The organism is Aeribacillus sp. SP014 (genome assembly GCF_054055575.1).
This window is the reverse complement of record NZ_JBSRXI010000001.1, coordinates 660,841-672,622: the sequence shown is the minus strand read 5'-3', so window position 1 is coordinate 672,622 and position 11,782 is coordinate 660,841. Positions and strand designations below refer to the sequence as shown.

At 39.4% G+C, this 11,782-nt stretch carries 11 protein-coding genes; 3 read left to right on the top strand and 8 right to left on the bottom strand.

Annotation, left to right across the window (positions count from 1 at the left end; translation table 11 throughout):
* Window positions 1-27: 27 nt before the first annotated feature.
* The gene (locus ACVIJU_RS03430; RefSeq protein ID WP_094244325.1) at window positions 28-1,443 is read left to right on the top strand and encodes a PepSY-associated TM helix domain-containing protein; all 1,416 of its coding nucleotides are present in this window, start codon (window positions 28-30) and stop codon (window positions 1,441-1,443) included.
* 333 nt (window positions 1,444-1,776) lie between these two features.
* On the opposite strand, the gene ACVIJU_RS03425 is transcribed toward ACVIJU_RS03430, so the two are convergent.
* From ACVIJU_RS03425 to ACVIJU_RS03395, 7 genes are all read right to left on the bottom strand, one after another.
* Window positions 1,777-2,091, bottom strand: a complete 315-nt coding sequence (locus tag ACVIJU_RS03425; RefSeq protein ID WP_456687247.1) for a hypothetical protein — start codon at window positions 2,089-2,091, stop codon at window positions 1,777-1,779.
* 117 nt (window positions 2,092-2,208) lie between these two features.
* The gene (locus ACVIJU_RS03420; protein ID WP_456687246.1) at window positions 2,209-3,129 is read right to left on the bottom strand and encodes an Rpn family recombination-promoting nuclease/putative transposase; all 921 of its coding nucleotides are present in this window, start codon (window positions 3,127-3,129) and stop codon (window positions 2,209-2,211) included.
* An 875-nt stretch (window positions 3,130-4,004) separates the two neighbouring features.
* Window positions 4,005-5,138: a hypothetical protein gene (locus ACVIJU_RS03415; protein ID WP_456687245.1), complete on the bottom strand. Its 1,134-nt coding sequence runs from the start codon at window positions 5,136-5,138 to the stop codon at window positions 4,005-4,007.
* Window positions 5,139-5,149: 11 nt separating this feature from the next.
* On the bottom strand, window positions 5,150-6,403 hold the full coding sequence (locus tag ACVIJU_RS03410; RefSeq protein WP_456687244.1) for a hypothetical protein: 1,254 nt from the start codon (window positions 6,401-6,403) through the stop codon (window positions 5,150-5,152).
* Complete coding sequence (locus ACVIJU_RS03405; protein ID WP_063388897.1) at window positions 6,403-7,272, bottom strand: ABC transporter ATP-binding protein; 870 nt, start codon at window positions 7,270-7,272, stop codon at window positions 6,403-6,405. Before ACVIJU_RS03405 ends, ACVIJU_RS03410 begins: the two co-directional genes overlap by 1 nt.
* A 2-nt stretch (window positions 7,273-7,274) precedes the next feature.
* A complete protein-coding gene (locus ACVIJU_RS03400) occupies window positions 7,275-8,033 on the bottom strand; it encodes a hypothetical protein (RefSeq protein ID WP_456687243.1) in 759 nt (252 codons plus the stop codon).
* Complete coding sequence (locus ACVIJU_RS03395) at window positions 8,023-8,574, bottom strand: RNA polymerase sigma factor (protein WP_063388899.1); 552 nt, start codon at window positions 8,572-8,574, stop codon at window positions 8,023-8,025. The genes ACVIJU_RS03400 and ACVIJU_RS03395 overlap by 11 nt, the downstream gene beginning before the upstream one ends.
* A 520-nt stretch (window positions 8,575-9,094) precedes the next feature.
* Here ACVIJU_RS03395 and nagA point away from each other — a divergent pair.
* Together nagA and ACVIJU_RS03385 are read left to right on the top strand one after the other, a co-directional pair.
* A complete protein-coding gene (gene nagA / locus ACVIJU_RS03390; RefSeq protein WP_456687242.1) occupies window positions 9,095-10,279 on the top strand; it encodes an N-acetylglucosamine-6-phosphate deacetylase in 1,185 nt (394 codons plus the stop codon).
* A gap of 293 nt (window positions 10,280-10,572) precedes the next feature.
* Window positions 10,573-10,719 carry a 2-oxo acid dehydrogenase subunit E2 gene (locus ACVIJU_RS03385; protein WP_094244319.1) on the top strand — a complete coding sequence of 49 codons (147 nt, stop codon included), beginning with the start codon at window positions 10,573-10,575 and terminating at the stop codon, window positions 10,717-10,719.
* 162 nt (window positions 10,720-10,881) lie between these two features.
* Here the strand turns inward: ACVIJU_RS03385 and ACVIJU_RS03380 are convergent, their stop codons facing one another.
* Entirely contained in the window at window positions 10,882-11,265 is a 384-nt protein-coding gene (locus tag ACVIJU_RS03380) for an Rpn family recombination-promoting nuclease/putative transposase (RefSeq protein WP_456687241.1), read from the bottom strand.
* Between the last annotated feature and the right edge of the window lie 517 nt (window positions 11,266-11,782).

Here is an 11,782-nt window from a genome sequence, read left to right as displayed (position 1 = left end):
TCATTGCTTAAAAAAAGGGTGGAAACAATGGAATTTGAAAGAATAGATGCAGTAGCAAAGGATTCAAAAGCATTCAAACAAACGAAAGCTTCTTTATATAAAACAGTATGGAGATGGCATTTTTACGCAGGGATTTTTTTCGCACCGCTGATTATTTTTTTGTCTATTACCGGAGGAATTTACCTGTTTAAACCGCAAATTGAAAATTACATGTACCATGATCTTTATTACGTCCAACAAGGACAGCAAAAAATTTCATCTACAGAACAGATTTATGAAGTGAAAAAGAATTATCCACATGCAAAAATTACAGGTTTTACACCTTCCTTTGCGCCGGACAGGTCTTCTGAGGTTGAAATAATGGTGAACGGGGAAAGTATATCTGTGTTTGTTAATCCATACAACGGCGACATTATTGGAAAGTTAAATGAGAATGCACGCTTCATGGCATGGGTGAAAGATTTGCATAACGGTGAATTATGGGGCGGAACCATTGGAAACTGGTTAGTGGAGCTCTCCGCTTGCTGGTTCATTATCCTAATTATTACTGGTGTTTACTTATGGTGGCCGCGAAATAGAAAATCTCTTTTTGGGACATTGATTCCGCGAATAAACCTGAGTAAAAGAAACCGCACGTTTTGGCGCGATATGCATGCCGTCACAGCAATCTGGCTTTCTCTTTTTATCGTCGTACAATTGTTTTCTGGACTCATGTGGTCCGGTGTTTGGGGAAGCATGGCACATCGTATCGTTGATCCCATTTCCGGAAACCCGGAAGGAGATCAACCATGGGAAAAATATGCATTTCCTAAATCAACAATGCCAACAAAAGAAATAGCAGATGTTCCTTGGGCAGCTGAAAACTTACCTGTGCCCGAATCAAGTCCCAATGGGGTGAAAACAATTTCTGTTGATAAAGTTATGCAAATTGCAGAAAAAAACAACGTCCAACCGGGATATAGAATTGCATTTCCTGATGGAGAAACCGGTGTATATACGATCTTTCTAGATCCTGCTGACGTCTATCCTAACCGCCCACTGCCTTGGGCACAACAAACGCTGCATATAGATCAATACAGCGGAAAAGTTTTAGCTAAATTTGCATGGAACGACTATGGTGCATTGGGAAAATTAATTTCACTAGGCATTGCATTTCATCAAGGAGAATTTGGATTCATTAGCCAGCTGTTCATGCTTGCATTAACTATTGGCATTATAATGATTGTTGTAAGTAGCGTTATAATGTGGTGGAAGCGAAAACCGAAAGGCAAATTGGGTGCTCCGGCTTTGCCAGAAAACTTTAAAATGTTAAAGGGAGTAGCCGTCATTGTCATTGCTTTAGGCCTTTTCTTCCCATTAGTGGGCGCATCACTATTGATAGTGTGGGTTTTGGATTATTTCGTCATTAAAAGAATTCCTACTGCAAAACAGTGGATTGGATAGAAAGCTAAATGGGAGCATCACACGAATAATGAATAATTTGTTATCAACCATTTACTGGAACCTGAGCCAATAAATCATTCCGCCTGTCAGCTCATCGATTGCATACGTCTGATTCCGTGAATCCCCGGTCAAGAGAGGAAAGTTTTCAAGTTCGTGCGCACTGGCAGGCGTCTTCAATGTTGGCACATGCTTTGCAGCACTCCCATTTTACTGGAATAACAAGTATAACTCCTCTATCTCGTCCACAAAATTCAGGTAACTTCCTTTTTAACAGAATTGACTTGAACAGCAGGCAATAATTGATCATGTAATGGGAGTCTCGTTCCTTCCCGCTTAAAAGGAGTGAGGCGATAGTTTCTTTTTCAGTTCATCTAGCTCTTCTTCAGTTAATTTCGTAACTGACATAATAACTTCCTGTTCTAATTCGGAACGAAGCATTTCTATAGCTACCTGTCGAACTCCTTCTTCCCGACCCTGCTTCAACCCTTTTTTCAACCCTTCCTCCCATCCTGCCCGCCGTTCGCCTTGAAGGTTTGACAATTGGTCCCGCAGCCATTTCAAACGCATTTCGTATTCATAACAGTTTACCGGGTTGACGCTTAAGCTTTCCCATTCTTCCAGCGCTTCACGAATTTCCTGCTCATTCATCGCAAACACCTCCAGTTTCGATTTTTCACTTTTCGCCATCCACTGGAGACATGAAAAAAATTTTAGTTCATACCTCTTTTCACATAAAATGAACTATTCTACTCATTGTCAAAAAAGTCATTCATCCAATAGTTTCTTCTTCAGTTCATCTAGCTCTTCTTCAGTTATTTTTGTAACCGACATAATAACTTCCTCTTCTAGCCCTGAACGAAGCATTTCTATGGCTACCTGTCGAACTCCTTCTTCCCGACCCTGCTTCAACCCTTCCTCCCATCCTGCCCGCCGTTCGCCTTGGAGGTTTGACAATTGGTCCCGCAGCCATTTCAAACGCATTTCGTATTCATAACGGTTTACCGGGTTGACGCTTAAGCTTTCCCATTCTTCCAGCGCTTCACGAATTTCCTGCTCATTCATCGCAAACACCTCCAGTTCACTGAGCATAAACTCATCGATTTTCCCCTTTTTGGCGTCTACTGCTGACAGCATCATCAGCCACGGATACTCTGGCAATCGTTTTATTTCTCTGTTATATTTCTTCCATTTTACCATAAATTGCTGTAAATCAATGACGTGAAATTCAAGGTGCGGACACCAAAGAAAATGTTCTTCATCTTCTCGTATATGGAAAACCGTATGAAATCTCTCCGTTTCATGAGGAAAAAGCCGATAATTAAGGATGGTAATCATAAAGGTAGGGGGAAGCATGCTGTACGGCTGTCCTTTTGCTAATGACCGGGAGAAAACCCTCGCCCAGTAATACAAAATTCGTTCCGGTAAATCATGCTGATTAACGATTTGAATTTCTACATTGATGCGCTCGCCTCGATCCGTCTGCACCAGTACATCAAGCCGGTTCATTTTTCCATCTTCTGTCTCTTTCGTCAGTTCCGTGCTTTCAAACTGAACATCGACAATGCGATCTGCTTCGCTCCGATGTAAAATCGCATTCAAAAAAGCAATGGTAAGTGACTTTCGGTTCGGGTTGCCGAACAGCTGCTTAAACATGAAATCCATCTTCAAATCGAGGTATTCTTTCATAGTTGAGATCGTCCTTTCGAGGGAGAATAAAAATGAGAGGAAAACATAAGAGGGGGAAAGATTAAAAATTGTAATAACTAGGGACAAGTATTAATATTCACACCAAACAGAACACATGTTCTGTAAATAATATAAAACTACCTATAAGAAATGTCAATCTAAAATTTCAAACTTATTAATAGGAATTTAAATAATGAAGTTTTTTACTAGATTTTTGAACGTTTCCAGCCCGCTACAATTCAAAACAGCAGAGACAGGAACTTTTTTCTAGTTTTACTACAAACCGCTCAAGTAATGCCGTTAAAGCCTCACTTCATCATATAACAATAATGAATATAAAAGAGGAAAAACATTTAGATTAAGAAAAAAACAGAAATGACGGAAACCTTCATCGTTCCGCTTGATACAGGTGTCCAAAAGTAATGCACTTCAATAAAAAAGACCTTGCCAGCCTCCTGAAATGTCCACCTTAAACCATACGGAGCAGATAGAAAGGAACGCTGGCAAAGTCTAAGATTCATCGTCTTAAAGTTTTCGAATCCCATAAACTGAATAGTCGACACTAAAATTGTTCTAATGAGATTGATTGTCTTAAAGTTTCGAGCCCCTCTCGATCAATCAAATTTCAAAATGGTAGGGATTTATAGAAATCAGTCAAAAAATAGGCAGATAAAAATCAGATGGTATAGCGGCATGATGTTTCTGATTGCTTGCCGAAGCTCTAAAAAATGAATGTAAATCGTATCAGACTGTCTGTTATTTTATCGAGGCTGGAGGAAGGAAAATCAGATGAAGGAAGCAACCCCGTGAATTCCTGCTTCATCGATCTCCAGCCCGCTATCATCAAGATCGTGCTTTGTCCGCTATCGCTTGGCTTATATAAGATCAACAAGCTTTTCCTGCTTCATTCTGTAAATGATGAATATCGTACTGATCGCGATCAATACAAGAAAGGTGCCGATTGTAAGCATAAGCGGATGAAGAATCGCAAACAGTTCGCCAACAAGGTATTTTAAAGTACAATAGCTTAGCAGCACAACGATCGGGACAAGCGAGCCGATCAATGTGATGTAGTTTTGTGCGATCCGTGAGAGAAATACTGAAAAGAGCGCCGCAACAATGGCAACAATATAAGTAGCGATCACCGTTGTGATGATATAGCCTTCAAATGTAAAGTCAAACCAAAAATAGTAAAAATTATAGAACGAATTGATGGAAAGCGGAAAAAAAGCTTGCGTACCATTCCCAAGATAGAAAAACCAAAAAATGACGATCTGCACAGTTGTGATCAATGCTGTGGCTGCTAAAGCAGCAAGAAGTTTTGCAGAAAACAAATTCCGGCCGGTTTTCGTCGTGTATTGCAGACTGATCGCATTGTTTAGTCTGTCTGTAATATGAACGCGGCTTGTTACCATGACAACGCTTATAATAATCAAAACCGCCCAAAAGCGGATGAGCTCATTGTAATTTTCATAGACAAGATATGGAAGAATAGAATTGACATCATTGTTTGCCATGATTTGTTTTACACGTTCTTGCTGATCTTCATCGGTATAAGATTCAATATCCCTCCCTTTCGATTCATATTGTTCAATGATATTTTCGAATGCTTGCAGCTCCCAAAAAACATCTACTTGATCAGCAAACACGACTTTTTCATGAAAATCTGCATACTGTTTATTTGTTAAATCCAATTGTCGAAACTGTTCATATGTTGTAATGCCTAGTTTTTCCGCATCTTGTTGTGATTTTAAATAGGCATTGGCCTCGTCTTTTTTTTGCTTATACCAGCTTTTAAAATGCCGAAACTCTTTTTCGTCCATTTCATGACCATATTTGTTGATCATTTCTTTTGTAATCATAAACTCATCTTTTGCAGGCCGTCCATTAGGGAAAACTTCAAAATAAAAGCTTAAAAACAGCTTGTAAAACAGAAAACTGATGAACAAAATAAGCAGCAGCACCTTCCAATTGAACAATTTTCTTAATTCGTATAAAAAAACTCTCAATATTCTTCCCCCTAATTTAATGGTTGCCGTTTAAATTTGTACATGCTGATGAATCCTAATAGAACAAATATGACTGCCCACGCTGCTATCGTTACAGCTTCAAAATGTGGAAACATCGTAAAAATGTTGTTTCCCATAAACCATACATGCGGATTCATAATTAAATAAAACGGATTCACATGCATGATCAAGATAAAGTTACTATTCAGTGAAACAACGCTTGGAAGCCATAAACTAACACCCGCGAACAGAGCAAATGTAAAGAAAACAAGATAGCTGTTTTTCAGCCATATAGATAAGCTGAAGGTGAGCAGCATGTACAGCAGCTGGCTTAATAGTAAACAGCCGACAAATAAACAAACATACTGCAAGAATGATAGATTCCACCACGATATGTAAGGAAAAGGCGTTTCGCTATTAAAATAGCTGCTAATCGGCACAAACAGAAGATTAGAATAATCATAGACAGAAAAGTAAATGATCAATGTCGCTGCGATTAACAACATAACAGCACACACATTAGCGATTACACTTGCAGCAAGCTTGTCCCATAGCAAATTTCTCCCGCGTTTGCTCGTAAATGCAACAAAGGATGTACGGTTCTCAAATTCATAATTAGTTAGCAATGCTGTGATTAAAACGACGAGGATCATTCCTTCAAAAGCGATCGCCCGGCCAAGCTTTTTAAATAGCAAGGAGTGCATTTCATAGACTGATCCTAAATAAAAGAAATGGCGATGTTCACCGTTTTTCACTAGCTGCTTCAGCCGCTTTTCTAAAAGATTGGCTTGGTTCAGCACCGTTTCTTCTGCCTCCCCGCTTAATCCGTATTTCTTGATTTGTTGCCGGGCAAACTCTGTCGCATCCAGCTCGCTGTAAATATCATCGACGCTTTTAGCGGTTTCATAATATTGAGTGAACAAGTTGAGATTGAATAGCCTGTTTAATTCACGATCCGTAAGATGTTGGTACAGAAATGCTTCATGGCCTTTTATAAACTCATATGGAAACTGATACTGCTTCCCGCTTTTTGGATTCAGCTCATTCACCCATACCATTTCATGATCGATTTCTTTTTTCATACCTGCCAATGCTTCATCATCAATTTTCGTCCCGTATTGCTCAACTATGTTTTGTAAAACAGGTAAATTTTTCCGTTCGTTTTTATGGTCGAAAATAATCAAACCATTCAACGTCACAAAAAATAATAGTAAAATGATAAAGATCGGCGACTTGACAACTTTTATTAATTCGTATTTGATCATTATGCCAGCGCCCCTTCTCCATATACATGAAGAAATACGTCCTCTAATGTCGGCTCAACACTTTTCCAATTTTCATTTGGCTGTTCGTCGCTAACAAACCGAAAGATCATCTGGCCATTTTCTTGCTTTTCCGAAATTGTTGCAAATCGCTTCCGAAAGATTTCTGCATCCTGAAAATCAGCTGCGGTCTCATAAATGCGGCCGGACAATAATTGGCATAATTCACGTATCGGCTTTTTATATAAAATCGTTTTATCTTTAATCATAATGATTTCATTGGCAATCGATTCGACATCAGACACAATATGCGTTGATAAAATAATGATCCGATCGTTTGCTAATTGGGTTAAAAGCTTGCGGAAACGGGCGCGTTCGGTCGGATCAAGACCTGCAGTGGGCTCATCAAGAATCAAAATCTTTGGATCGTTCAGCAATGCCTGGGCGATGCCGACCCGCTGAATCATCCCGCCGGAAAACTTCCTCATTTTTTTATGCATGACATCTTCAAGTCCAACGAGCTTTAAAAGCTCCGGTATTTTTTCTTTTGCTTCATGCTTTGAAATCCCTTTTAATGCTGAAAGGTAAAGCAAATATTTTGCAGGGGTGTAATGCTTGTAATATCCGAACTGCTGCGGCAAATAACCGAGAAGCTCGCGGTATTTGCTGCCGAGATGGATGATATTTTCTCCGTTGTAACGAATTTCTCCTTTTGTCGGAAAGATGAGTGTGACAAGCATTTTCATCAATGTTGTCTTCCCAGCGCCATTTGGAGCTAATAGTCCGTAAATTCCGTTGTCAAACTGTAAATGAACATTTTCAAGAGCAATAAAATTGCCGTAATATTTGGAAACATGGTCGACAATTAGCATCTTTACAAAACTCCTTTTATATTGGTTTTGACGAAAAACAGCTTAAGCTGATGAACATATATATACATCGCAGCCATCACGATGATGATGTAAATAAAATACGGAACGTTTAACAAAAAGGCTTGATAAACATAGCTGTTCATGTAAGAAAGAAACAAGTTTGCGGCAATCCAGCTGATAAATAAAGCAATTTTCCCACTTTTTGTCGGTACATAAAGCAATACATACAAAAAAGCAGCAGCAAAAAGAAATAAAGATGCAACAGATAATAAAAAGGCAAAAGGAAAATGAATGGAAAACTCTGTTGCCAGCCAGAAAATGATGACTCCATTGGCGAGCATAGCGAAAATGCTGAACATGAACATACGGAATGCTGCTAATTGATACACATTGTATTTACAAGTCATTTCCACCTCAAACGCCGGCTTTTGCTTTTGGCAAATAAAAAAGAAAAAAACGATGACAAAATAAATAACTGGTGAAAAACAAAAGATGAATGTATATACATCCAAGGCTGTCCATGAAAAATATTCTGCGGTTGAAAGAACAAACATAGCGAAAACAGCGATAGTTAAAACAATCGTAAAAGCGATTTCCGTCAGATCACGAAAGACGTTGCGGAAACCGACTTCGCGATACATAGTGAACATATATTGCCAAAAGGAAGGCTTTTTGTTCATGCCTTTTGCAATAATCTTCTGAATTTCTTGTTTGATCTCCTTATCGCTAGGAAAAGGAATTTTTTCGTTATCAATGGCCATGGACATCCTCCTTTAACTGCTCATTGATTTTTCGCAATGTAGAATAATATTTCGTTTTTACGGTTGATTCTTTTATCTGGAGCTTTGCGGCAATCTCGGCAAATGTTTGGCCTGCAAAAATTTTCATTTGCACAATTCGTCGATTCTCATGATCAAATCGTTCAAGCAGGTTTAAAACCTGTTTTACCTCGTCCTTTTGTTCGATTGTAAAAAGCACATCATCACTTTCCCGCTGATCTGTTAACAAATTGACCGTTTTCTTCTGCTGTTTATATTCTTTCGAGCGATAGTAATCGATGATTCTCGCCTTTGCGATTTTATACAGCCATGTCCGGAACGCCGCTTTCCCCTCATAATGGTGAATGCCGCGCAGCATGCTGATGAAAATCTCCTGCGTCAAATCTTTCGCTAATTCTTGATCAAACGTTTGTTTAAATACGAACGCATAAATCTCTTTGTAATAATAAGAGATCAGCTTATTTGCCGCTTTTTCACTTGCCCGCTTCTGTATTGCTTTTATCCATTTCTTCTCTTGATCCATCGTGAAGCTTCACTTCCAATCCCAAAGCTCAAAACTTCTATCACTACCTATATATTCGCAAATAATAAATATAAAAAGTTTTGCGAAAATCAAAAAAATTATTCAGCCTCTTTATCCAGATCCAGCCGCTAGCCTCTCGATTGTTCGGAGCTTTGCAGACGACGCTTAACGACATATCCTTACTGATTGGACCGGTCTGCTTTATGCACACTAGCGAAAAAACGTTTCTTTCAGAACGGAAGCTTACATTACGAATAAGCGATTGTGATATAATGTGTATTCCGGCATGCAGATGAACGATATGTTTGCTTCAAAATAATGAAACGACTGCGGTTTAAAGGAAAAGCTGCTAAAAAGAATTATTGAAATTTTCTTTATCTGGAAGCAGTAGTTTCATATTTTTTCAATTTTCCGGATAGACCCAATATATGTGCTTAAAAATCCCATAAAAGTCATTTAACATTTTGTTCCACATACATACAATTTAAATAGAGATTGTTACTAGAAAAAGGAGATCTTTATGAACAAGATTTTATTATCGAATATGACGGTATATGCTGAAGAACGAGTTTTCAAAAATGGATATGTATTAATAGAAAATGGGAAAATTCTCGAAGTTGGTCCTCAAGAAAAGCTGACTGTTACAGACGAACGGGTTGAAAAAATTGAAAGCAAAAACAAATATGCAGTTATTCCTGGTTTTATCGATTTGCATATTCATGGAGCAGCAGGCGCCGATACGATGGATGCAACCGATGAGGCAATTCGCAAAATGGCAGCGGCACTCCCCCGGGAAGGAACGACGAGTTTTTTAGCAACAACGATGACAAGCTCTGAACAGCGGATTGAAGAAGCTCTGATCAATGTAAGAAAGTACATGGAAACAGCGAATGAACCCGGATATGCAGAAGTGTTAGGAGTCCACTTGGAAGGTCCGTTTATTTCCCCTAAAAGAGCAGGGGCGCAGCACTCAGAAAATATTCTCGAACCGAACTTGCAGTTATTTAAAAAATGGCAGCATATGTCCGGCGGAGCGATAAAGCTTGTGACATTGGCGCCTGAAAGAAAAGGTGGAATAGAATTAACCGATTATTTAAAACAAACAGGAGTTGTCGCCTCCATCGGGCATTCAGATGCTTCTTATGCTGAAGCTGCTAAAAGCATACAAGCTGGCATTACCCATGCAACCCATTTATTTAATGGAATGAGCGGATTGCACCATCGCAAGCCGGGAGCTGCTCTAGCAGTGCTCATGCATGATGAGGTGTTGTGCGAAATTATCGCAGATGGCATTCATGTGTGTCCGGGAATGGTGAAATTTGCTTATCAAAATAAAGGAAATGACGGGCTTATTTTAATCACGGATGCAATGAGAGCGAAATGTCTCGGTAAAGGAATCTATGAACTTGGAGGCCAAGAAGTCCGAGTGAATGAAGATCGGGCAGTTTTGCGGGATGGGACGCTGGCAGGAAGTATTTTGAAGCTGAATGATGCAGCCAAAAACATGATGGCTTACACCGGATGTACGCTTCAAGACATTATTCAAATGGCAGCCGTTAACCCTGCCAAACAAATAAACGTTTATGATCGCAAAGGAAGCATTGCAAAAGGAAAAGATGCTGACCTAGTTGTTTTAAATGACCGCCTTGAAGTAGTAATGACATTTTGCCGCGGAAAACTTGCCTATTCACAACAAGAAATGTGAATGATGCTATTGCTGCCAGCGAAAGATTACGGTGATACGAGCATGAAAGCAGCACAAATGATTAGGTAAACAAGAACTGAATTTTGCATTAAGACGGATCAGTTATTGCTGCTTTTACACAACAGCTCACATCAATAAACAAGTTCGCTCTGTGAATCTAGATGAAGATGTGGACTGCATCCATTTAATAAAAAATAGTTACGATCATGATGGGGAGCACTATCCGCTAAAAGCAGATCCTCTCTTTTGTACCGATACCATTAATAACACAAAAACGAAGTGGAATTTAAGCTATGGTGGCAGAGTCGAGAAAAACTATTGTTGTAAATGATTCCATTGAAATCGCTTCAATGATGGCTCTATCCCTTAGCCATGACTATCGCTTAATTGATGGAATGTTAGCGCAAAAAGCCTTAAACGAGCTAAAAAAGTTTAAGTGATTCCGACCAGTTGTTTGAAAAATAACACCATTAACCAACCGTCTTACTAGAGAAAATATGGAATAAGTGATAAAAGGAGCGGATCCCGTTAGGAATGCAAAAACATACAAAAACCCAAAAGTTTTTCGCAAACAAGCTCATTTCAGTCGAATCGATAGGTAACTATTTCAACCACTTTCGCACTTCCTCTTCCGCAAGTCCAGTGAGATCGGCAATATCTTTCACCGTCATTCCTTTCGCCGACATATGCCGGATCATGTTCTTCCGTTCTTCCTCCCGACCTTGCTTTAGCCCTTGTTTCAACCCTTCCTCCATCCCCGCACGCCGCTCGCCAAGAAGATTGGACAATTGATCCCGCAGCCATTTCAGCCGCATTTCATACGCGTAGCGATTTTCCGAACTGACGCTTAGCTTCTCCCACTCTTCCAATGCTTCGCGAATTTCTTGCTCGTTCATCGCCAACACCTCCAGTTCCTTGAGAATCGTCTCATCGATCTCTTGTTTCCGGGCTTCCACCGCTGACAGCATCATTAACCAGGGCCACACCGAAGATCGCTTCACATCACGTCTATATTTCTTCCATTTTACCATAAATTGTGATAAGTTCTTTTTCCCTTGAAAATAGATCCTAATTATTTTCTAGATGAGTAATCCTTCTTTTTTTTAAATGGAGGCGGAAATAAAACTCGATCGAAATAGCAGACAGGATCTGAGAAGAGGCAAGCATGATCCGTGCCTTTCATGCGAAGAAGCATTAGACTAAGTTTCATCATAGTCCGAATTCCGTTGACTGCATGTACTTATTGAAAGGGAGAGTGTATGAATGGGTACGAAGACTTGCGGCAAATCAAAACACGTATTCAGGCTGTAACAAATATTCTTCTTCATGAATTCATCAGGAAAACTCTTGCATTCTATGAAAATAAATCTCGCGACTCAAAAAACTGTTTTCTGCAAGAAAAAATACAGAGTGTTTCAGTATATCTTATCAAAATTATGTATAAATATATGCGATCTATCCATCAAGGGCTTGGCGTGGATCCTCTGTAGCCATGATTCTTTA